Origin of the sequence: Parasedimentitalea huanghaiensis (genome assembly GCF_009753675.1) — a bacterium.
Lineage (GTDB): Bacteria > Pseudomonadota > Alphaproteobacteria > Rhodobacterales > Rhodobacteraceae > Parasedimentitalea > Parasedimentitalea huanghaiensis.
In genome coordinates this window covers 18,018-40,386 of the sequence record NZ_WQLV01000025.1, presented here as the reverse complement: position 1 = coordinate 40,386, position 22,369 = coordinate 18,018, and the positions used below count along the sequence as shown (strand labels likewise).

Sequence of the window (22,369 nt, the reverse complement as noted above, 5' to 3'; positions counted from 1 at the left end):
CAGACTCGTAAGAAACAAATAACTCTGGAACCGGCGCCAGATTGCTAAGCATCGTCATGTCAAATTTCTCGCTGTACAAAATATATTTAGATTAGGGACCAGAACTGAAAGCCGTTCAAAGGCTACAGTCCTGAAAACATTGCAAACGCCTTTTTGAAGTCGCTTGAATTAGTTGTAGTACCCGCCGTATTTATACCCCTGTTGGGTGCCTTCGTAGAAGTTCAAAGTACTAACCAAGTTTGCTTCCGGCTTTAGAGCTCCTGCCAAGTGGTGATAAGCCGCCCGAAGTTCCATCTGGCTGGTTTCTCCGAAACGGACACATAAAACAGCTACATCAGCGAGGGGAGCGATGTATCGTGTGTCGACCACTGGAAGTAAGGGCGCAGAGTCTATGACAACGGCATCAAATGTCGCACGAGATTCAGCTATCAGATCATGAAACCTCTTACTCTGCAGCGGCGCATCAGTCGGAGAATTGGCGCGATGGCTACCAAGGATCAGACCCAGCTTACTAATATGATCGAGGACGTAGAACTCTCCAACGGCGTCTGGGTTCTCGCCGGATTGCATTTCTTTGGAGAAACCATGATTTTTATCTGTTCCTCCATGCATCAGATAATCCATCAAGCCATATTCAGGTTTTTCGCCCAGAAATTTCTGAATACTTGGATTACGTAGATCTGCGTCGATCAGTAGGGTTCTTTTCCCTGCCTGGGCATAGGTGCGCGCAAGTGCAAGAGCGGTTGTAGATTTTCCTTCCGCAGGCACTGCGGATGTTACCAAGATCACCTGCGCCTCGCCTGACTGCGTCACAACTCCATGATCAACACTGGCACGAAGTTTACGGAACGCCTCTGAAAATTCAGACATAGGTTCTTTGACGACCCGGTCAGCGATAGAATTGGTGCCGTTTTGGGTGCCTACCTTTGGAACAGCTGTGCTAACTTGAAGCGGCACGATATTGCTCAGTTGCGACGAAGACGTCACGCCACCAAAATAAAACTCCTTTAACAAGGCGACACCTGTTCCAAGTGCGAGCGCGCCTAAGATAGCGACGGCCAAAACCAGTTTCTCGTTCGGAAAAGAAGCTTTGGAAGGTACAATAGCTTCTGAAACCAGACGGCTGCTGGCCATCTGCAAAACAGCCTGGGCCTCAACATCCCGAATTCGGCTTATCAACTGATCATACTGGCGCTGAGCGATTTGGGCCTCTTGTTGAAGTTCGTAAACATCGGCGAGCGTTTGGGCACTCAGTTCGCCTTGGAACACCTCTCCCTGAATGGATTCGATGATTTTTCTACGGGAGTCCTGCGCGAGCGAAACCTCACTTTGCAGATTTGCGACGGCAATTTGACCTCTGTCTTTGATTTGCAAATTAATGGCCGCCAGGCCTTCCGCCAAATCAAACGCCTCGCTTCCACCTTCTGAAGCACCGTTTAAACGCGTTGTGAGCGCGGACCTCTGTTCCAGTAGAGATTGCAAAGCTGTATCACCCAAATTGTCAGCCAGCGTTGACCAATCGTTTTGTTCAATGCCAAAGCGGACGAGCGCTAGACTGTCTTCTCCAGATCCAAGCGATAGTGTTGCCGCCCTAAGTTGGTCTGCCAAATTGGAAAGTTCACCTGAACCTGCCTCGGAGGCAAGGCGGTCAGCGTTTTCCTCAATGTAAACTTGAAGTGCCTGATTGTTCAGGGTCAAGCTCTGGCGGGCTTGTTTGAGTTGCGACTGAAGGATGTCGCGGGCCGCCAAAGATGAATCAACACGGTCCGTAATCTGCGCCTGAATGTAGGATCGTGCATGTTGGTTTGCGACACTTGCGGATAAGTCGGGACTTTCAGTGGTGAATTGGATGGCCACTAAGAAAGTTAGCCCTTTTCGACGAACCGTCAGCGCATTGCTGAACTTGGTGAGTGTCTGCGCGAGCAATTCATCACTGGAAGGTGCCGGTGGCATTTCAACCCCAAATGCAGCCCGAAATTGATCAACAATTCCAACGCTTGGTCCGAATTCGACACTCTCCTGTAGGTCCGCTTGGGCGATCGTTTTCAACGCCAAACTCGGGGATTTGAGGATCTCTACCTCTGTCTCAATTCTTGTTGATTCATTTGACGAACTCATGAGGTTCGACATTGTTGGGTCCAGCAAATTTGTTTCTTGCGGGTCAACACGGACAAGCGCAGTAGCAGTGTATAGCGGGGTTGTTTGCACTATAAAAAGAAAGGCACAGGACATCACGACAAAGCCGAGAAGCAAAATCAACCGAGCCTGTCTTTTCAGAATCGCAAAGAAAGCTGGCAAATCAAAAAAATCATCGACCACTTGGTTCATAAAATCGTGTTCCTATTACTCATATTACTGTCTTGTTTGTCTTAAACGATGTGCAAAAATAAAATTTTTGGCCTTCAGCTGCCATAAATGGCATGAAACGTTCAGTTGCAAGCTGCCTTGTTTGTGAGTCACCTACATTTCGGCTGATCCGTGTTCGCAAAACATCAGCGATACCGAGCCTCATGCTCATCAATGGTTAGGGTTACCCCTGGGTGGTGCCACAGTCTTCGGTTGAGTCACAATTTGTGGGTGAATGGATTGAGAAGCCACAACTTGCCGCCAGAAACAGCACTAAGTGCCTTTACATAAAATTTGTCTCCTATTAAATAAGCGTAACTATCTGGATTTCACGAATCTATTTGTACATCATCCTGCGCATTGGTTCGCAATAAGGGGTGAATATTGGAGAGTTTAAAATGCGAATTTTGCAAACCGCGACCGTTGTCACCGCACTCGCGCTGAGCTCAGGCTTTGCTAGTGCACAGACCAGCAACATTGTAGATTTCGACAGCTTGCTCACAACGTGTTCTAACAGCGGTCCGACATGTGTCTCTCAGCTTCAAGCTGCTTTGGCGACAATTAACGCGGCGAAAGCCACGCTTTCACCTGCTGCAGTGGATGGTTTGCTCGGTTCATTGGCAACCGTTGCGGTTTCTGCTGCGCGCACGCACACTGCAGTCGCCACTGAATTGGCCGGTGTTTTAGAAAGCGCCGCAAGTTCGGCGTCGCCCACTCGACAGGCTGCACTATCAAATATTGCTAACCAAGTTAGCTCCGGGGCTGCCAACGAGGTAGACCTATCTGGTGTTGCGGGCAGCCAAACCGGGTAACTCGCCTAGACACATTGTGATACCCCGAGGGCGATCAATTGGTCGCCCTTAATTGTTATCAGGTCCGTCGAATGGCGCGCAGAGTTCATAAACCAATTGCGTAGCGGTCGCGGATAATGATTTGCCATAACCTGAGACCATTTTTCGAACTGTGATGGCAGCATCGTCAGCCCCTTAGTTGCGATTTGCGGTCCGTGAAATCCAAATCGTGCGCCCGGCGAAACACAGGTGTTTGGCAAGCCCAGGTAGAGAGTACAGGCCGAGTTACAATAGCCCACCCTGATTTCAACCTTTTGGCCCCGGCTTCTAATGCTTTCAATTTCACTGACGCGCGCCGCAATACTGCCGCCGCCATCATTGGATATGCGGATCGTCGTAGAGGCCGAAGCAGCTGGGGTAAATGCCAGTAAGGACATGGCAGCAAAGGCAAAAAGGTTTCCCAGGCGGCTGCGGACTAAACCGCGCCGTCCGAAACCGCGCAGACGGTATCGTTTCATAGCAGACTCACAAAAATGACGACCCAAAGGCCGATGTTTCGGTCGATTTTCAATTGATGAGCGCTGGAATTCTTCTTCAGCGAGGGGCAAGTAGGCCCCGAGGCCGGTTCACCTCAGCGGGTGTGTCCGTGCCCTAATGGCTACAGAGAGTTTGGGGCGGAGAAGGTTTAGAATTGTGCAACCATTGTGACCAAAGGGTAAAATTCTAAGCAACCATTTGAATCGTCAATTGGTTGCTTTTTGGATGGAAAGTCGTATTAAACTTACCGAATTACTCCAAATTGTATTGCGACTTATGATCAAACCAAACCTCTTCTGGATAATGGTTGCTGTGCCTTCGATCCTGATGGCCGCAATGTCACTGTATCTGGTCAGCCCGGAAATGCAGGCGCGTAGCGACATTGAGACTGCGCCAGCATCAGTCCTGCTAAGCACCAATCTCAAAGAACCTGAATTTGTGGCGCGGACATCTTTAACCGCTCAAATTCGACAGCTCAGCAAATGTGATGATATCTTGTCCTCCATTCTCGCAAGAGCCGCTGGAGTTCAACCTGTCGCCAAACTTGCAAAGGCCTGTGAGGACCTCGCGAACCATGTTCTGCGCGGAACTCCGACACTTTCAATTGCGCATCTTGTTCGCGCACGGGGATTGCAAAAAACGGGCTTTTTGCAGCAAGCAGAGGAAAGCTTTCTGTCGGCTCATCTTACGGGAACAAATGAGGGATGGCTTGCATCACGGCGGCTGCGATTTTTCTTTGAAATAGGGCTTTCAGACACCTTGGATGTTCAACATGCGGCAGCGAAAGATGCGTTAACTGTGCTTCAAGATGAGAACTATCACATTCTGCTACCCCGTCTGTATTCAGATTTTCCGGACTTTCGAGACTGGCTATCAACCGCTGTACAAGACGGTGAAGTTCGTTATCTCAAGCGTTTCGTTCGGTTGACCAAAGAAAGACTGGCAATGACGGTAGGGGTGGCGGAATGATTGACTTTGCAAAACTTGAACCTCGGCTAATCGGCCAAGCCCAGACTAAACAGCCGGTTCAAAAAGTGACGCCCTCAACGGTTTCAAATGAACTGGTGTTCGAGACCATCACTATTCAGGAAAGCGGTCTTAGGAGATCAGCTAACGCCGCCGCAAAGCTGAATGATATTGCCGCTGTTTTTGTCGTCGTATTCCTCTTGGTTGGTCCCGTCCCGATAGGAGCAAACCACCCATTGGCATGGCTGGGGTTCGCTGCCGCAATTTCTGTTTTTGTCGGACTATATGCTTTATCGATGTTTTACATTGATCCGGGTCGTCTCTCCCGCACAGGTCGCTATCGCGCCATTGTCGGCCTCGGGGTAGGGCTGATCTTGTTCTGCGCCGCACAGCTCTTACCCTTCAGCTTCAGCAGTTTGGCCGAACTCCCAGAGCGATTGCTGCCAGACAGGTTAACGGTTTCTGCACCTGCTACAGCACTGGGGGTGATACGAATATTTTCCTACGCTCTCCTATTTGTTCTGGTGCTTGAGATCTCCGCGAATACCAATCGGGCGGCCTGGCTACTGAAGTGCATGTTTTATATCATCGTTGTGCACGCTGCCTGGTCGTTGATTTCGCTTTCTCTCTTAGGCGACACGCTGCTGCTGTCACCTAAAACCGCCTATGAAGGGTTTGCTACCGGGTTTTTTGTGAACCGAAACTCGTTTGCTACATACTTGTCTATGGGATTGATGATCGGGTTCGGGAAAATGTTATTCCTTTTACTTGGCCCTACTGCTCGATCGGCAAAAAGACCAACATTGATACGTCGCCTTTCAATGGACTTTTTCATCCAAGCCTCGCTTTCAGGCGTTATCCTGGCGGCTCTTCTGGCAACGGGATCCCGGCTAGGTGTTTTCTCAGCACTTTTGGGGGGACTTTTTCTATTCTCGTCAATGCTATTGAAGGCGAATTCATTGCCACGTTGGAAGGTTGCTGCGGTGCTGCTTTCAACTGCTGTCGTCGCTTGTTTTGCAATTGTGATGGCAGCCCCAAATCTTGCATCTAGATTGGTTTTCTTTGAACACAGCATCGGGCTTAGGGTCGAACTCTACCGGCAAACTTTGGAAATGATCTTTCATCGACCTTGGTTTGGCTACGGGTTAGATAGTTTTGCAGCAGCTTTCGAGTTGTTCCACAAACCGAGCTTGCTGACCGGGTTTATTTGGGACAGACCGCACAGCACTTACTTGACGTTATGGGCTGAATTGGGGGTGGTCGCTGGTAGTATTCCGTTGGTGATTTTAGGTCTGTGTTTCGTTCGGATGCTGTCCCAGATCCGTGTGAGAAAAAACACCTATTTGCCTGCAACGGTCGCATCAGCAGTTGTTGTTGTATGTGCTGTACATTCCTTAGGGGATTTCAGCTTGGAGATGGCGGCCAACGCCTATCTGTTTATTGTGCTGACCGGTGTCGGGATTTCTGAAAGAGTTTGAGATGAAGCTATTTCGTCGACGCCCAAAGAATATTGTAGATCAAGCACGGGTGCTAAGTCTGGCGCAGTTTCCAACCGCGATTTACGCCATTGGCGATCTTCATGGTTGCCTGTCTCTCTATGATCAAATGGAAGAGAAAATCGTTAGGGACTCCGAAGGTTTGGAGGGTCAGAAACTAATTCTTTGCCTTGGTGACGTGGTTGATCGAGGCCCGGAAACGGCCAATTTGGTTGACCGTCTGATCGGGCCGGCCCCAGACGGTTTCCAGCGGCTTGTTTTGCGCGGAAACCATGAAGAAATGATGCTGCGATTTCTCGATGCCCCCAGCAGGAATCAAAACTGGCTGTCCTTCGGTGGCGCGGAAACATTGCGTTCCTATGGAATCTCTCCTGAAGGCGAGGGTGGTTTCGAGGGCGATGGCTTCCTTTTGCCGCCCAAACTCCAACTGGCAATTCCCGAAGCCCATCGAAAATTCCTAGGAGGACTGCCGCATGCGCTGGCCTGTGGCAGATTTCGTTTTGCCCATGCGGGATATGAGCTTGAATTACCCGCAAAGCAGCAAACTTGTGAGCGGATGATCTGGGGGCCGCCTGAAAGGTCTGACAGTTATGTGGGGGAAAACACTCTGGTGCATGGGCATGTTATTGTACCAGACGTTGAAGTATCGCGCGCACGTATAAACTTGGATTTGGGTGCCTACGAAACAGGACGGCTTGCCGCGATGCGTTTCTCGCGTTCTGATCCTGAAACCAAAATTTTGTGCGTTGGTTGAATCGCGCCTTATGTGGCGACTAAGCCAATGTACTTGGTTTAGTACACGGAACAAGCGATCAACTCGTCACTAGAAGAACCCAAACACCATGCCCATTTAGTTGGGCGGTTGCCCGCCACATTGATAGCATTTGGCTTCGCCTGCTTGTCTTCAAATTGAAGAGGGGCTTAATCAAGCGTTAATGATTTGTGTGCGACGTTAATCATTAGAGCTCTACACTGGTTGGGAGGGTAGTAATGGTTGTTGGCATTTTGGCTTTAGCGGTGATTTTCGGTGGCACAGCAGGAATTGTTGCTCTTGTCGCCGGGCACACGCTTTTTACTGCTCTTTTGATTTACACCGGTTTCGGATGTTTCAGTGTTCTCCTGATCGCAAGCTTGATTGTTGCAGATTGTGCTCTCCGGAGTTCTCGATTGGGCAGCCCTAATTAGGTAGAACCTTTCCAGTCAGTACCCGTTGTCCCCACCGTGTCCTGGGATGAAGGAGTACCTAGCGGTCCGACCACCTCAGCCGTGACCCATGCAGTTCTATCCCTTTTGCCGATCACCCAGTGATGGACGGGCCAACTTGGATGCCAGAGATCGCAGTTTTTGGGGGCCTTAAAATCATCAGACGACGATGGTTGGGTCTGGGATTGTGCTCACTTAAGGGGACGCTTTCGGAAGCTCGACCCATCCTTTTGCACGGATCCAAATCCAGCATCAGTCTTTGATGAGTGCACACCCGCGTAAGCGGAGGCGAAACTCTAAAAACTCAGCAACAGATTGTTTCTCCAGTCTGGACAATTCAAGTAAAATTCGATATTCACTCTTCCATTGGTGGAATTCTTTGGAACAGTCTGATGAGTACCTTTTCTTTATATAGTGCCCTCTATTTGATTATTGCCGTCTATGCTCTTATAATGACCTATTTGGAGCAGAAGCGACACGCAGATACCAATCCCGTTTTTGTTTTTGCTGGATTCGGCCTCTGCTTGGCTTGGCCCTTGCTGATTGTGGCGGTCATTTATTCTTTGATCGGATCAGAGGCCGACGAAAGTCGAAATTGGTTGGAATAAGCTACTTAGCGTTGCAGCGATGGTTTCGTGTATTCCTGAAACCTTATCGCGCGCTCGATAGCCTGTTCTTCGCACGTCCATTTTGAATGACCTTGCAGCTGCAGGCGCGTGCTACTGTTTGCTGGTTCGTTTGTTCTAAGCAGACGGGTGGGGCTATGTTTTGGTCAAGAACCGATTACGATCCAAATTAAGATAGCTTACATCAACACTCGCAGTTCAATACACAGGTATTGGAGATGATGTAACTGTAGCAATTGTGCGTTTACTCAACAGTTTTCTCAAGCGAGCACCCGTTGGCAACAACTATGTGGGCCACTGTCTCGCTTTCTAAATGCTGAGCTTGCTTCGTGCTTTAGAAAAGTTTGTCGGTGCTCAGTCTCAATCAATTGGCTGCACTTTGATTTAGCAGTGCCAACATATGGAGAGTGACATTCCAAGTTGTGACCGAGGCAGGGCAGGGACAGCGTGCGCTAAGAAGGTGTTTCCAAATCCCTGCATCAGGATTTTCAAAGTTTCCCCTCCGATGTTTAGCTTTCCATAACGCCAAATGGTCCAGGCAGGGCACATAACTGTGCCTCCACCAGACCAAAAGAAAGATACTAAACTGGGTAGTTTCCGCAGCTATCTACGAACAGCTACATATCCCGAAAAGGTAACCTTTTCAGTGATTAGCAGCCAGTTCCCTTCAGCACAACTTGCACTGTTTTACGAAGAAGGCCCAGGTCATTTAGAAACGAGATTTCGCGATTATAGTCGGCGTCAAATTTGGCCCGGTCGGCGAAAGTTGATTCATTGCGTGAAGACACTTGCCACTTGCCTGTGATGCCTGGACGCAGTTCGTAATAGTCTGTTCCTGGGTATTGTTCTTTTTGCGAAGGCATCATCGGACGCGGGCCGACAAGGCTCATATCCCCAATGAGAACATTCCATAGCTGCGGAAGTTCATCCAGCGACGTCTTCCGAATAAAGTGGCCGAATCGAGTGATGCGAGGGTCATTGGTCAGTTTTTGTTTGCTGGTCCATTCAGCCAAAGCTTCGCTGTTTGTCGCCAAATATTCCTCAAGAAGACTATCCGCATTAAAAACCATCGAGCGCAGTTTCCACATTTTATAGTGGCGGCCATTTTTGCCTACTCGTTCCTGCACATAAAATGGATTGCCCCCATCTAGCGCCACCAAGGCAGCAAGAATCCCGATGATTGGTAAGGCAACAAGGGCCGAAATCAGGACTAAGGAACAATCAAAAAATCTTTTGAGAGTGTTTCTATAAAGGCCACCCTGGAAGTCGTTTGCAGCGTAGTAACTGTCAAATGGCTTACGGGTTTCAACATTTTCAGTATCAAAAGAACTCATAGGTATCATACCTCGGTAAGCATTATTCAAAATAGTTCTGTCGTGCAGTGCAAAACGCAAAGCAAAAAAATTGTTTTATAAAGAGGGTGATTCGCAGCAGACCCTATCGGTCTTAAATCAAACTTTACTTAACTTGGCTAGGGTTTGTGTTTCTATCACGGTATAGATCTGCGCTAATTGAGTACCAATTCAATTTTTTGGGTGATCATGGCGGTCACCAAAAAGCTCGCTTCGGTTCACTCTGTGGTAGATCTATCTAAGGTTGTTGTTCACATTGCAGGCGGGCTGCTGTTTTGGCGAGAACTTTGAAAGTGGGACTGCTGCACTAATCTGGCTAAGTTTGCTTTTTGGTGGGTGGAAAAAAATTGGACCGGAATTAGCCAAGCATACGAAAAGAATCTCCGTTGCGTGGGCGCATCAAAACTAACCATGCGCTAACTTTCAACTTGGAATGTACAAGTAGGGCTGGTCAAAACGATCTTATTCTCGATGCGGGGTCATTGTTCCCCGCGCGTCGTGTCTGGTCTATTTTGAACTTGTGAACCGGGTCACCCTGAACACTGCTGGCGGCGTGTTGTTACAACATCGCCAAGCCTTTTGATGTAGGAAAGGCTGTTCCCCAAGCGAGAAATATTGCGCGACTAACCGTCGCGCAACTTGTTAACTGATGCCAAATTAGATTGGGCTATTGCGGAAGAATTTCCACCTCAATGGCCGTAATTGTTATAGCCTGTCCAGTGGCTTCGGGGTCGGGCAACACGCCGACGAAATCGTCATTGCCGTTTTTTAACTTCGGTACTGCATAGTTAAAGCTCAACGAGCTTTCACCCTTTTGAAATTGCATGCTCTGCCAACCTGAGTTGCCAACATCGGATGTGCTGTAAGCAGCGCTGAATAGTCCTGGATTTTCAGCTTCGATTGTAACCGTTACTTTAACCGTATCTCCACTGGCTGCTTCTTCAAATTTCTTGCCAAGAGCGACAAAAATACCTGGGCGACCTCCAGGGGAGACCTGTTCAGGAGCCCCGCTGATTTTTGCGCCGTTATCCATCGGGGAGATGGTAAAACCTGTGTTGTCCGCTGAGAGAGCTTTAGAAAGGTCAGCTCCAGCAAGCTGTCGTGACACACCATCGAAGTCCGACTGTTCAGCGCCAGGCATTACCAAAACCATACCAGGGAAGATTAAATCGCAGGTAGCGATCACAGCAGTGTTTAGGTCGCAGATTTCCTGCCATTTTCCAGAGTTGCCGAGCTGCACGGCCGAAATCGCACGAAGAGTGTCTCCATCCTTAACTGTGTATTCTTGTGCAGTCGTCATGGAAGCGTAGGTCAGGCAAACCAGCCCAAAGGTGAGCTTTTTCATAGAAATATTCCTTTTTTTGGAACAATTGCTGTGGAACAGTCTTTTCCAAAATTGAGTATTTTTCGGGTAAGGGTACCCGTATATATTTCACGTTCAAAGGTCCATTCAAAAAAATTGAAGCTAACCTTTTCCGTACATTTCGGAAGGTGGTTCGTTGAATTGGTCGAAGGACTGCGTTTTAGTCTGCCGTAAAGCTGTACGATCAGTTCCGCGATCGTACAAACTATGTATGCAAAGCCGTTCGTGGCAATTTTGAGCTTCATCAGCTTCGCCTTTGAACATTGCATAAAGACTGCATCAATAGCCAAACAAAGCAAAGTCCAAGCCCTGCAAAATGAGAGGTGTTTTGATTTTACGCCGGGCATGTTCAAAAAAGGCCATCGTCATGGCATAGGCCACAATGATCCAAGATAGCGCGATGTATAGAAATTGTGCTCAATGGACTAAATCAACTCAATCTACCAATGGCAGAGTTGATAAAGAAGTCCGCAGGGCTTGTCCAGACTATCGAAACAATCCGTTTCGATTGTAGGCATAGTAAGGTCTTTGACCCGGCTACATGAAACCTTACGCTCCTCAGCCGCTCTTTACGTTTTGCGCGCGTCCGGGCGCTCAGTAGACCCCCTCATATGCCGCACAGCGTTCACTCTCATCCATATCTTGTATCACGCTCAATTCGCCCTTCTTGTGGGCGACATAGACTGGCGCGAACTCCTTGGGGAACCAACCACAGACAGTTTCATTGCCTTCAAACCGTTCCAGCGCTTCTTCCAGTGATTGCGGCAGGCGAACGTATCCTTTGGCCGCGAGTGTACTGGGGGACAGCAAAGATAGATCTTCCTGAGTAACGGTAGGGGCGGGCAGGTTGTCTTCTATCCCTTGGCAACCGGCATGAATAATTGCAGCAAGCGCTAGATAGGGTGAGGCAGCCGCATCTGCTGCGCGATATTCAAAGTTATACTGACGGGCAATTTTTTCCGGATCATCAGAGGTGACCGGGCAAATGCGAACCGAGGCTTCGCGATCGCGAAACCCTAGATTGTTGTAAGCCGCGCTCCAGCGATGGGGCGTCAGGCGCAGGTAGGACACTGCCGAAGGCGCAGTTAGCGCGATGATACTGTCGAGGTATTTCAACACCCCCGCAACAAAAGAGGCTGACAGAGCTGACATGCCTGACGGACCGTCGGCGTCCCATGTGGCGGGCGCACCGTCGCCATCAAGAAAGCTCATGTGAATATGTACACCGTTGCCCACACCGGCGGGATCACGGATCGGCGTGAAGGTGATGCTTTCACCGTGGTGGCGTGCGGTCATTCGGGTCACTTCGCGCAGGATTACAGCATCATCCGCAACACGCACCCCTTTAGATGGGCCGTTGGTGACTTCGTATTGGTTGGTGCCGTATTCCTTCATGAAGGTATCATTTTCCAAGCCACCCTGTTCAAGACCGGACATCAGTGTCTCGCCAAAAGCCCGACGTTGGGAAAACCCATTGAGGGAATATCCTTGTGGACCGGGTGGCACCTCACCGTGAAACTGAAACTCATGTTCGAAGGCGCCAAGCAGGCTGACGCCGCCAACCTGTTGCAACCGGTCCAATGCCGCCTTGAGCAGTGAGCGCGTACAGAGATCCCAAGGGGTGCCAGCCAGATCGGTGATGTCACCCAGAACAAAGCGTTCAACAGGTGCGTTATCGTCAAATTCCAGATCCACGGCGGTAGTGGCGTCGGGGACTAACAGCAGATCCCCTAGTGACCCATACGGACTGGGAGCGATGTGATCAAAGCAGGTGATCATGACGTTTGTTGGGGTCCAGCCAACGCCCTTTTTCATGCGGCTGTCCAGCTTGGACAGGGGAAAGGCTTTGCCTCGGGTGATGCCAGCAAGGTCCGATGTCGCAGCAAATACAAGCGGGTCAGTTTTCTTCATTGGTATCTCCAAACTCAATCCGAGAGGCGTCCCATGCTTCGATGCGCCCCTTTGTTTGATCCCAGTTGTTTTCCGCGACCCGCGTGACAATCGCCTCCATCAACGCCAGTGCGCCGGTGTAGCTGTCCCAGAGCGTTCCGCTATCAATGGGCACAGTCAAAACTTCGTTGGCATTTTTTGCAACCGGCGATAGCCATGGATCTGTCATCAAAACGATTTGCGCATGTCGCTCACGATGGGCCTTGTTTGCAAGCTTCGCGAGGCTGACCTGATAGCGGCGAAAATCGACCACCAACAGGATATCGCGAGGGCGCATTCGCAGCAGATATTCGGGCCAGACTTCGGGGTCGGGTGGAAGCTGGAAAACTTTGACACGGACTTGGCGCAGATGGCGGGAAATGTACGACGCAATCGTGTCGCTCATCCGCCCGCCAATAATGTAGATGCTGCGTTTTGGGTCGCTGAGTAGGCCGCAGACCTTTTCAAACTGAACTTCTGTGACCGAAGCCTTTGTTGTTTCCAGAATGTCCTCGGCGCGATCAAGAAATCCGGCCAGAAAGGCGCCCTGCACCGGGGCGCTGGTCTTCTGAAGATCAACTGGCGACCGCTGCCCCTCCTTCAACTCTTCAATGAGTTGACGCTGGAATTCTTGAAAGCCCGAGAACCCCAGTTTTGAGACAAACCGCGAAACTGTTGGAGGAGAGGTCTTGGTGTTCGAAGCCAGTTCCTGAATCGGGAGTAATCCGGCAAATGGATAGTCCATCAACAACAGCGCACTCAGGCGTCGTTCTGTTGCCGTGAATTCGGGTGACATGTTTTCGAGGCGGGTTTTGACGTCCATGATCTCTCCTTATCCATCATTTGGCCGCTTTGAAAGTTTTTTGTCAACAATGAAAAAAATGTTGACTGTGAAAATATTTCATCAATGCTGGGATCATCCAGAAAGTGGGATTCTTGATGATAACGTCACCGCCGAAACACATAGTAGCCTCTATCCTTGGCATTGTTGCCCTTTGCATTGGGGCAGCTTTGGTTGCAAGCGCACTTGGTTCAGCAAGTGAGCGTATTCTGACGGTCTTTTTCATATCTTTGATCGCAGTTGTGGGCATGGGTGTTTATTCTGGAAATAGCGGCATTCTGAGTTTTGGGCATCTGTCGTTTATGGGGATTGGCGCTTATGCTTCGGCGCTGTTGACACTACCTGTGCAAATGAAGGTTGCAACCCTGCCCAAATTGCCCGAATGGCTGGCAGGGACCGAGACCGGGCTGCTCACAGCTATCACTGTGGCAATACTGTTCACGTCAATTGTTGCCTTCATAATTGGGCTCGCTCTGAACCGGCTTGAAGGATCGGCAGCAACAATTGCGACGCTTGGACTGCTCATTATTGTGCATGGGATTACCATCGGCTGGCGGGATGTAACGCGTGGATCACAGTCGTTCTTTGGCGTGCCGCGCGACACCACGCTCTGGTCGGCAGCGATTTTCTGTATTCTGGCGCTGATTGTGGCGCGGCTATATCGAGATTCTGTTTCCGGCCTAAGGCTGCGGGCAGGGCGTGAAAATGCCATTGCTGCAAGTGCGGTTGGTGTACATATCCGTCGTGAACGTCTGATCGCTTGGGTTCTGAGTGCTGCCATCATGGCGCTATCCGGGGCCTTGATGGCGCATTTTCTGGGCGCATTCAGCCCCAAGAAATTCTATTTCACGGATACGTTTCTTTTGCTAGCGATGCTCATTGTTGGTGGCATGACCACCGTAACGGGGGCGATTACCGGGGCGCTGACAATCACTATTGTGACCGAAGTTTTGCGCCGGTTTGAAGGTGGGTTTTCTGTCGCAGGTATGGAGGTCCCGGCTGTCTTCGGCACCACTCAAATAGGTATTGGCCTGATCATTCTTTTTGCGATGTTCCGCAAACCCGAGGGGCTTGCCGGTTTGAAGGAACTGGAAGAGCGCTTCCTGACTGGACACAGTGTTAAACCCAAAAGCAAAGACACACATGTGACCGTTGCCTCCGCAGACCCCACACCGCTAACAGGGGATAATCTGACAATGCGTTTTGGGGGGCTGGTCGCCGTCAACGGTGTATCAATTGAGGTTAAACCTAGCGAGATTGTCGGACTGATTGGGCCAAATGGGTCCGGTAAAACAACATTACTGAATATGCTGTCGGGGGTGTTGACGCCAACTGAGGGCAGCGTTCAGCGAGGGGACATGGTTTTAACCAACGCAGCGCCGCATGATGTTGCCAACCATGGCATAGCCCGAACCTTTCAGAACATTCGCTTGTTCAATGAACTGACTGTCTATCAAAATGTGCTGACGGCGGCGCTGTCGACCCTTGACGGCAAACGCGCAATCGAACGCTGTGAGGCTGCGATTGTTGCAATGGGTGTTGCACAATTTGCAGAAAATGACGCCAACACTCTGTCTTACGGCGATCAGCGACGGGTTGAAATTGCCCGGGCATTGGCCTGCGAACCTTCACTGGTGTTTTTGGATGAACCTGCCGCAGGCATGAACCGCGAAGAGACCGATGAGTTGATGAAAACCCTGCAGACCCTGACCAGTGAGCTAGGGCTGGGTGTTTTGATCGTCGACCATGATTTGAAACTGATCAACCAGCTATGTGACCGCATCATCGTCCTGAATGAGGGCATGCTGATTGCCCAGGGAACACCCGCTGAAATCCGAAAAAACCCGGCCGTTATAGAAGCCTATCTAGGTCATTCATGACCCAACCAACCGACCAATGGGAGATTAAGATGAAACGATTTTTGACATTGACCGCCATAGGCGCGCTGCTGGCAGCACCGGTCATGGCTGACACCCTGCGCGTAGGTCTGGCGACCGCGCAAACAGGTGGTCTTGCGACCTATGATTCACCGGTGATCGACGGAGTCCACATCGCAGTGAACGAAATCAATGCCGCAGGTGGCATTGGCGGAACAACCATGATCGAGCTGATTGAAAAAGATGTCCGCTCTGACGCTGCGCAAACCTCTATTGCTGCGCAGGAACTGGTAGATGCGGGCGTTTCTGTCCTGGTGCTGCCCTGTGATGCAGATCCATCCCTGGCAGCGATTGGTATCGTTTCTTCGGCACAGATCCCGGCGATATCAACTTGTGCCTCATCGCCGACACTGCCGATGATTGGTGGGGATTACATGTTTGCCAACTTCCCGGGCGATAACGTTCAGGCAACGGTTTCGGCCGCTTGGGCGCGCGAGCAAGGCCATGACAGTACCTACATCATCTATTCACCTGACAGCCAGTACACGACTATGCCGCTGTATTTTGCAGAAGTCTTTGAGAAATCTGGCGGCACAGTTTTGGGCCAAGATACTCACTCTATCGGCCAGCAGGACTTTTCAGCGATTGCCACCAGAATTGCATCTTTGGAAGATCAGCCCGATGTGATTATGACCTCAGCATATGAGCCCGACTTCCCATCTATGCTCAAGGCGCTGCGGGCCGCTGGTGTTACCAGCCAGATCATCGGCTCAGATGGCATCGACAGCCCGACGACATTTTCGTTGGGTGATGCGGGCGAAGGTGTGGTCTTTACCACGGCTGGCCATGCGCTGGATGGCAACCCACTGGCTGATTTCAACACCAAGTTTGAAGCAGCAACAGGCAACAAATCCGAAACTGTATTCAACGCAGTTGGTTATGACCTGATCAAAGTTGTTGAAGCCGCGGTTCTTGTCACTGAGGGTTCAACTGACCCGCAAAAAATCCGCGATGCGATTGCAAATCTTGAAGGTATTCAGGGTGCGACCAGCACAATCACCTACAAAGGCACCAATGGTATGCCAGTGCGTCAGGTGGCGCTGATCCAGGTTAAGGGTGGAGAGCGTGAGTATCTTGGCTCACCCAGCCCGGATGCGGCGATGATCCCCGCCCCACGTATGCAGTAAGGAAACAGCCATGGCACCCCTTCTATCAGCACAGGGACTCCAAGTCAGATACGGCGCAGTAGAAGCGGTGCGTGGTGTAAGTTTTGAAATTCAGCAAGGCGAGATCGTCGCCTTGCTGGGTGCAAATGGTGCCGGAAAGTCCTCTATTCTAAAAGCCATTGTTGGATTGGTTCCAACCGCATCAGGCCAGGTCATGTTTGATGGCAGGGACATCACCGGTGCCGCACCAGAAGGGCTTGCCCCAGCGGGTCTGACACTGTCACCCGAAGGGCGCCGCGTTTTTGGGACACTCAGTGTTTCAGACAACCTGCGTATGGGGGCGTTTGGCCTAACAGATAAAGACGAGATAGCTGAGGCTTGGGAGCGGGTTTACGATCTGTTTCCAATCTTGAAAGAACGCAAAGATCAATATGCAGGGACCCTGTCCGGTGGGCAGCAGCAGATGCTTGCGGTTGGTCGCGCCTTAATGTCGAACCCACGGCTGTTGTTGCTGGATGAACCTTCGCTGGGGCTGGCGCCGCTGGTCATGGATCAAATCTTCGAGCTCATTGCCAAACTTAGGGATCAGGGTGTGACCTTGTTGGTGGTCGAACAGAACGTCGCCAAAACTCTGCAGGTTGCCGACCGTGGATACATATTGGTCAGTGGTAAAATTGTCGAAGCAGGCAATACCAGTGAGCTAACTCAAAGCAGCAGTATGCAAGACGCTTATCTGGGAGCGAACTGAGACATGGAACTTTTCCTTCAACAGACGGCTAATGCATTGGCACTGGGTGGGACATATGCCCTGCTGGCGCTGGGATTGGCTGTGGTGTTTTCGATCATGGGCTTGATCAACTTTGCCCATGGTGAGTTGATGACCATTGCCGGCTATGTACTGATGTACTGTGGTATTGCCAGCGTGCCCTTCGTCATCGCAGTTCCGTTGGCAATAACGGCCTCAGTCCTTGCCGCTGTTGCAATGGAGCGGATCGCCTTTCGTCCCGTTCGCAGTGGATCTGGTGCTACGATGCTGGTGACCAGCTTTGCGGTGGCCATGATCCTGCAGGTACTGTTCCAAAACCTGATTTCAGCTCGCTCACAACCGGTTCTTCTACCCGCTTTACTGTCTGATAGCGTTCGTGTGTTTGGGCTGGTGATCGGTGTAAACAAGCTGGCCGCGATTGCGTCGACAATTGTCATGCTGGTCTTTCTGGACTGGTTCATGAAGCATCAGAAAACCGGTGTTGCGATGCGGGCCGCCGCCGAAGACTTTGCAGTTGCACGATTGATGGGCATTCGCGCCAATACGGTGATTGCCGGGGCTTTCGCCCTGTCGGGCTTGCTGGCAGGTGTTGCAGCCGTACTTTGGGTTTCACAACGGGCCTCGGTTGATCCGCTCATGGGCTTCATGCCCGTATTGAAAGCATTCATCGCGGCCATTCTTGGCGGGTTGGGCAGCCTGCGCGGCGCTGTCGCAGGAGGCTTTCTGCTGGGGTTCATTGAAATCTACCTTGCCGCGTTCCTGCCTCCTGAAATGCAGGAGTTCCGTGATCCGATCGGGCTTGGCATTGTTGTTTTGGTTCTGCTGATCCGACCCAACGGCTTGATCCCGTCAGCGACATTGAAAGCCGAAAAAGTATGAGTTGTGGTCCCAATGTAGCCCCTATGGAGGCTCTGCTTGGTAAGGGCGAAGCAGGACCGGTTGAAATTCTCAACGGTGACAGCAGCTATCCTGTTGTTCTGGTTTGTGAACATGCCGGACGGACAATCCCAGCGGCCTTGGGAGATTTGGGTTTGTCCCCTGAGGCTTTGCAGGCGCATATCGCTTGGGACATCGGAGCCGAAAAGGTTGCCCGCGCTGTTGCGGCCCAACTCAACGCGCCGCTGATCCTGCAACGTTACAGCCGGTTGGTTATCGACTGCAATCGGCCCCCCCACAGTGAAAACGCCATGCCACCAATCAGCGACGGGATTTTGGTGCCTGCGAACAATAACCTGTCGCCACAGCGCAGACAGTCTCGGATTGCAGAGATTTTCACCCCGTATCAGAATGCGGTCAGTGCCCAGATCAGACGATCTTCTTGCGCGATGGTTCTTTCCATCCATAGCTATACCCGCACCATGGCTGGCCATAAACGACCCTGGGATGTTGGGTTTTTGTACCGTAAACATAGTCAAACATCGCAAGACCTTGCTGCAGAATTTGGCGCATTTGTTGCTCCCGAAAAGATCGGTTTAAATCAGCCCTATCAAATAGATGATGAGTTTGATTGGTTTGTGCCGATGCATGGCGAGGCATCCGGGCTTCCTCACAGCCTTATTGAAATATGTAATGATCTGATCGCCACAGCTGACGGGCAACAAAAATGGGCCGACTGGCTTGTCTGTGCAATCACCCGTTCACTTAAGAAAGACCACTCATGACCCTGACCCGCAATGTGCCGCTCCAACTTGACCAATCCGCGATGCTGTTCATCGACGTGCAAAATTTTGCTGCCCATCGCAAAGGCGCTGAGTTTGACGGTCTAAGTGATGCTGAATTTGACGCCAAATATGGCTGGTTTTTTGGGCAGATGAAATCAACAATTGTCCCGAATATGCAACGGCTTCAGGCTGCGTTTCGCAAGGTTGGTGGCGAGGTGCTTTACACCACAATTGAGAGCCTGACCAAGGATGGCCGCGATCGCAGTCTTGATTATAAGATCACCGGTTTCAATGTACCCAAGGGGTCTTGGGACGGCAAAATGATCGACGAGTTGGCACCGGGCGACGATGAGATTGTCTTCCCCAAGTCGTCTTCGTCGGTCTTTGTTTCCACGCATATCGATTATGTTTTGCGCAATCTTGGCGTAAAGCAGCTGGTGATCAGCGGCATCATTACCGACCAATGTGTCGAGGGCGCTATTCGGGACGCCTGCGATCTGGGATATCTTGTCACTCAGGTTACTGATGCCTGCATGACATACAGTCAGGACCGGCATGATCATTCGCTGAGAACGATTAAAGGTTATTGTCGACAAGTGACAACGGATGAACTGGTCAGCGAGCTTCGCTGACCAGTTCATCATTCTCGCAGCTTCGCGCGCTAGTTTACGACCAAAAACTCGATCCGCCGGTTTTTGGCCCGGTTTTGTGCTGTGTTGTTCGGAACCAGAGGCTGTGTCTCACCATACCCGGTCACTTTCATACGGGCCTCAGGTATACCTTTTTCGTGCAGGTATTCCGACACTGCGTCTGCACGCCGCTCACTGAGCCGTACGTTTTGAGAGGCTTTTCCGAGACTGTCGGTATGGCCCCCAATTTCAATCACGAGGTCAGGACACCGACTAACGACATCATACAGTGTGTCTAGCAGGGCAGTAGAGCTTGGATCTAGCCGTGACCCGGCAGGGGCAAAATTAATGCTGCCAGTTTTCGATAAGATTTCGAACCGACCGACACAAGCGGCCCTGTCGAAATTACCTTCGGTCTCTAAGGCGGCCGAAGCGGCAACTACGGGCGTTGGTTGAGGCAGGGCTGTGCCAGGGGTGGTCCGGTCAAAGGTCAGGTTCAGACTAACAATGGCCAGAGGGGTGATGGTCACGCCAGCTGCTTCTTCCAGTTTGGCCCGTCCGGCTTCGAGACCGAAGTCTTTCATCAGAATTGGAATTGGTTTGACGGTCGCAACGTTGATCCGGTCATTGCTTATTAGCGAAATGATGACTGGCGCGCTTAGTTCGGCTTTAACGCCGTGCAAGGAAAGCGAAAATGGTAATGTCACTTCTTTGCGGCGCAGATTTGGTAAGTCTGCCAATTCAGCGGCGTCGAGATGCGTTGTAATGACAGCTTGAGGGTGCAGGAATGTTTCAAAAAACAAGAACCGCATTCGTACGTTGCGCAAATCAACCGCGGTATCGACTGAATCCAATGCAATGGTTAGCACCGCTGTGCCGTCTTCGCTGATCTGACCATTCACCGTGGCAAAACTATTGGTTTCGGCAATGTGACCTTTCTTAATCGACATGTAGGTGATGTTCGATGCCACCTGATCCAGTTGCCACCCGTTTTCAAATGGGCTTTGTGCCGACAAAAAACCGGGTAGGCACATCAGTACGAGAGCTGACAGGGAAGGGAATAATCGCATAGCAAAGCCACTTTCAAAACAATTAAACGGAACTTTGGCACTAAGGCCGAAGCATAAACTTCGTGTGGTTTTCCCATACTAACAGGAAACTTGCACCTTTAGGCAAGTATCGCGATAGTTTGCTAACGGTTTTCTGCTAAGCTATGCCTATTGCGGCTAGTTGGCTGGTTGCTTAGTTGGAGTGTGAGCGTGAGACGAATTTTCTATATGCTTTGCCTGTTGGCACTGCCACTGGCTTGGGGTGTCAAAGCCAATGCTGAAGAGCGGCTTGCCCTAATTTTCGGCAACTCCGCCTATGGTTCTGTTTCACCTCTGGATAATCCAGTGAATGATGCCCAGTTGATGGCGGATGCGCTGGAGCAGGTGGGGTTCAAAGTAACATTGCTGAGTGACGCCACCCAGCTGGAGATGAAAAGGGCCATTGCCCAGTTTGGCCGCGCCCTGCGAAAGGCCGGCAGTGATGCGACCGGGTTGTTCTATTATGCCGGACATGGCGTGCAGAGCTTTGGCAACAATTATCTGTTGCCTGTGGACGTCGCACTAGAGGACCCTGCAGATCTCGATCTAGTTGCAGTTGAGGCGCAGTCGGTTTTGCGCCAGATGGCGTCAGCGCGCAATCGCACCAATATCGTAATTCTAGATGCCTGCCGCAACAACCCGTTTGGCGATATCCCCGAATTGAACGATAACGGCCTGGCCGAGATGAAAGCGCCGACGGGTACGTTCCTGGCCTATGCAACCGCCCCTGGGGGCGTCGCGTTAGACGGACTGGAAGGAAATAGTCCCTTTACCCGGGCTGTGGTGGACCAAATATCTGTACCCGGTCAGCCTGTCGAACAATTGTTTAAACAGGTGCGTCGGGCTGTATTGAAAGAAAGCAATGGATTGCAGACGCCCTGGGACGCCTCGTCGCTCGTGAGCGATTTCTTGTTCATAGATCAACCTGAGCCCCCTAAGCCAGCCGCAGCAGGCGAGCTGCAGGTGTGGCAATCGGTGCAAGCAACGCGTGATCCGGTGCAATTGACCCTATATCTACGGGGCTATCCTAATGGCGAGTATGCGGATGAAGCACGCACGTTGCTGGCCGAAATCATCGAAAAGGAACTGGCGCCGCCACCCACTGATCCTGTCCCACTACCGGGTGAGGCAGAAAACCAACTGTTCCAGTCCGCTCAGGCGGATGGCAGCATAGCCGCCTATGAGGCGTATCTTCAGGCCTATCCAAATGGGACTTATTCTGAAATGGTTCGGGCCGAAGTAATCTCTCTGAGTGCCGGAACCAGTACCGACCCAGAGGCGGGCGGCGAAGATGAAACGGAGGTTGCTGAAGAACTTGATAGCTCAACATCGACCCCAGATTCGCCCGAGGCGGGGCCAATTACTTTTGCCAGCCCACTGGTGTCTGATTTGGGTCCTGTGTCTGGAAAATCGCTAGCGGAATTGATTACGGGTTCACCTGAATTCCCCCCCATTGAAGGCCTGCCTGAAGCATATTGGAAGGGGCAGGCCTGTTCCAATTGCCATCAATGGAACCGCGAACGCCTGTGCACGCAGGCCAATGCCTATCTTAACCTGACAATGCAGCGGTCTCTGACGAAGCAACACCCATATGGGGGAGTTATGAAACGCGCCCTGAAAAGCTGGGCCTCCGGTGGTTGTCAATAATCCGTCTTTTTGTCGTGGGCCGCTGATATTTTAGTTTGTGTGGTCACCTCTAATTGCGTCATCGGGAACGCCGGAACAGGTATGA

20 protein-coding genes are annotated in these 22,369 nt (G+C 51.0%); 13 read left to right on the top strand and 7 right to left on the bottom strand.

Annotation, left to right across the window (positions count from 1 at the left end; all coding sequences use genetic code 11):
* Positions 1-168 precede the first annotated feature (168 nt).
* Positions 169-2,328 carry a GumC family protein gene (locus GO984_RS22455; protein WP_157024773.1) on the bottom strand — a complete coding sequence of 720 codons (2,160 nt, stop codon included), beginning with the start codon at positions 2,326-2,328 and terminating at the stop codon, positions 169-171.
* 416 nt (positions 2,329-2,744) lie between these two features.
* Between GO984_RS22455 and GO984_RS22450 the strand changes: the two genes are divergently transcribed.
* A complete protein-coding gene (locus GO984_RS22450) occupies positions 2,745-3,158 on the top strand; it encodes a hypothetical protein (RefSeq protein ID WP_157024772.1) in 414 nt (137 codons plus the stop codon).
* Between the two features lie 5 nt (positions 3,159-3,163).
* Here the strand turns inward: GO984_RS22450 and GO984_RS22445 are convergent, their stop codons facing one another.
* Positions 3,164-3,655: a hypothetical protein gene (locus tag GO984_RS22445; protein ID WP_157024771.1), complete on the bottom strand. Its 492-nt coding sequence runs from the start codon at positions 3,653-3,655 to the stop codon at positions 3,164-3,166.
* Positions 3,656-3,884: 229 nt separating this feature from the next.
* Here GO984_RS22445 and GO984_RS22440 point away from each other — a divergent pair, with 229 nt between their 5' ends.
* The 5 genes from GO984_RS22440 (at position 3,885) to GO984_RS23440 (ending at position 7,947) form a co-directional block, all read left to right on the top strand.
* Positions 3,885-4,643, top strand: a complete 759-nt coding sequence (locus GO984_RS22440) for a hypothetical protein (protein ID WP_157024770.1) — start codon at positions 3,885-3,887, stop codon at positions 4,641-4,643.
* Positions 4,640-6,118: an O-antigen ligase family protein gene (locus GO984_RS22435; RefSeq protein WP_157024769.1), complete on the top strand. Its 1,479-nt coding sequence runs from the start codon at positions 4,640-4,642 to the stop codon at positions 6,116-6,118. The genes GO984_RS22440 and GO984_RS22435 overlap by 4 nt, the downstream gene beginning before the upstream one ends.
* A 1-nt stretch (position 6,119) precedes the next feature.
* Entirely contained in the window at positions 6,120-6,890 is a 771-nt protein-coding gene (locus GO984_RS22430) for a metallophosphoesterase (protein WP_157024768.1), read from the top strand.
* A 236-nt stretch (positions 6,891-7,126) separates the two neighbouring features.
* Positions 7,127-7,321, top strand: a complete 195-nt coding sequence (locus GO984_RS22425; RefSeq protein WP_157024767.1) for a hypothetical protein — start codon at positions 7,127-7,129, stop codon at positions 7,319-7,321.
* 410 nt (positions 7,322-7,731) lie between these two features.
* On the top strand, positions 7,732-7,947 hold the full coding sequence (locus tag GO984_RS23440) for a hypothetical protein (RefSeq protein WP_167740478.1): 216 nt from the start codon (positions 7,732-7,734) through the stop codon (positions 7,945-7,947).
* Positions 7,948-8,615: 668 nt separating this feature from the next.
* Here GO984_RS23440 and GO984_RS22415 read toward each other — a convergent pair.
* The 4 genes from GO984_RS22415 to GO984_RS22400 form a co-directional block, all read right to left on the bottom strand.
* Entirely contained in the window at positions 8,616-9,299 is a 684-nt protein-coding gene (locus GO984_RS22415; protein WP_157024765.1) for a sugar transferase, read from the bottom strand.
* Between the two features lie 685 nt (positions 9,300-9,984).
* Complete coding sequence (locus tag GO984_RS22410) at positions 9,985-10,662, bottom strand: LysM peptidoglycan-binding domain-containing protein (RefSeq protein WP_157024764.1); 678 nt, start codon at positions 10,660-10,662, stop codon at positions 9,985-9,987.
* Positions 10,663-11,274: 612 nt separating this feature from the next.
* The gene (locus GO984_RS22405; protein ID WP_157024763.1) at positions 11,275-12,591 is read right to left on the bottom strand and encodes a type I glutamate--ammonia ligase; all 1,317 of its coding nucleotides are present in this window, start codon (positions 12,589-12,591) and stop codon (positions 11,275-11,277) included.
* Positions 12,578-13,432, bottom strand: a complete 855-nt coding sequence (locus GO984_RS22400; protein WP_157024762.1) for a MurR/RpiR family transcriptional regulator — start codon at positions 13,430-13,432, stop codon at positions 12,578-12,580. The genes GO984_RS22405 and GO984_RS22400 overlap by 14 nt, the downstream gene beginning before the upstream one ends.
* Before the next feature lie 116 nt (positions 13,433-13,548).
* On the opposite strand from GO984_RS22400, the gene GO984_RS22395 reads away from it, so the two are divergent.
* The 6 genes from GO984_RS22395 to GO984_RS22370 are packed head-to-tail and all read left to right on the top strand — an operon-like array spanning position 13,549 to position 19,552.
* Positions 13,549-15,330, top strand: a complete 1,782-nt coding sequence (locus GO984_RS22395) for a branched-chain amino acid ABC transporter ATP-binding protein/permease (protein WP_157024761.1) — start codon at positions 13,549-13,551, stop codon at positions 15,328-15,330.
* 29 nt (positions 15,331-15,359) lie between these two features.
* The gene (locus GO984_RS22390; RefSeq protein WP_157024760.1) at positions 15,360-16,514 is read left to right on the top strand and encodes an ABC transporter substrate-binding protein; all 1,155 of its coding nucleotides are present in this window, start codon (positions 15,360-15,362) and stop codon (positions 16,512-16,514) included.
* 10 nt (positions 16,515-16,524) lie between these two features.
* Positions 16,525-17,241 carry an ABC transporter ATP-binding protein gene (locus tag GO984_RS22385; RefSeq protein WP_157024759.1) on the top strand — a complete coding sequence of 239 codons (717 nt, stop codon included), beginning with the start codon at positions 16,525-16,527 and terminating at the stop codon, positions 17,239-17,241.
* Between the two features lie 3 nt (positions 17,242-17,244).
* Positions 17,245-18,138, top strand: a complete 894-nt coding sequence (locus GO984_RS22380; RefSeq protein ID WP_157024758.1) for a branched-chain amino acid ABC transporter permease — start codon at positions 17,245-17,247, stop codon at positions 18,136-18,138.
* The gene (locus tag GO984_RS22375; protein WP_245231220.1) at positions 18,135-18,920 is read left to right on the top strand and encodes an N-formylglutamate amidohydrolase; all 786 of its coding nucleotides are present in this window, start codon (positions 18,135-18,137) and stop codon (positions 18,918-18,920) included. The genes GO984_RS22380 and GO984_RS22375 overlap by 4 nt, the downstream gene beginning before the upstream one ends.
* Positions 18,917-19,552, top strand: coding sequence for a cysteine hydrolase family protein (locus GO984_RS22370; protein ID WP_157024757.1), 636 nt, complete (start codon positions 18,917-18,919; stop codon positions 19,550-19,552). Before GO984_RS22375 ends, GO984_RS22370 begins: the two co-directional genes overlap by 4 nt.
* A 29-nt stretch (positions 19,553-19,581) precedes the next feature.
* Here the strand turns inward: GO984_RS22370 and GO984_RS22365 are convergent, their stop codons facing one another.
* Positions 19,582-20,619, bottom strand: a complete 1,038-nt coding sequence (locus GO984_RS22365; protein WP_157024756.1) for an OmpA family protein — start codon at positions 20,617-20,619, stop codon at positions 19,582-19,584.
* A 189-nt stretch (positions 20,620-20,808) separates the two neighbouring features.
* Between GO984_RS22365 and GO984_RS22360 the strand changes: the two genes are divergently transcribed.
* Positions 20,809-22,284, top strand: coding sequence for a caspase family protein (locus GO984_RS22360; RefSeq protein ID WP_342448128.1), 1,476 nt, complete (start codon positions 20,809-20,811; stop codon positions 22,282-22,284).
* The last annotated feature ends 85 nt before the right edge of the window (positions 22,285-22,369 follow it).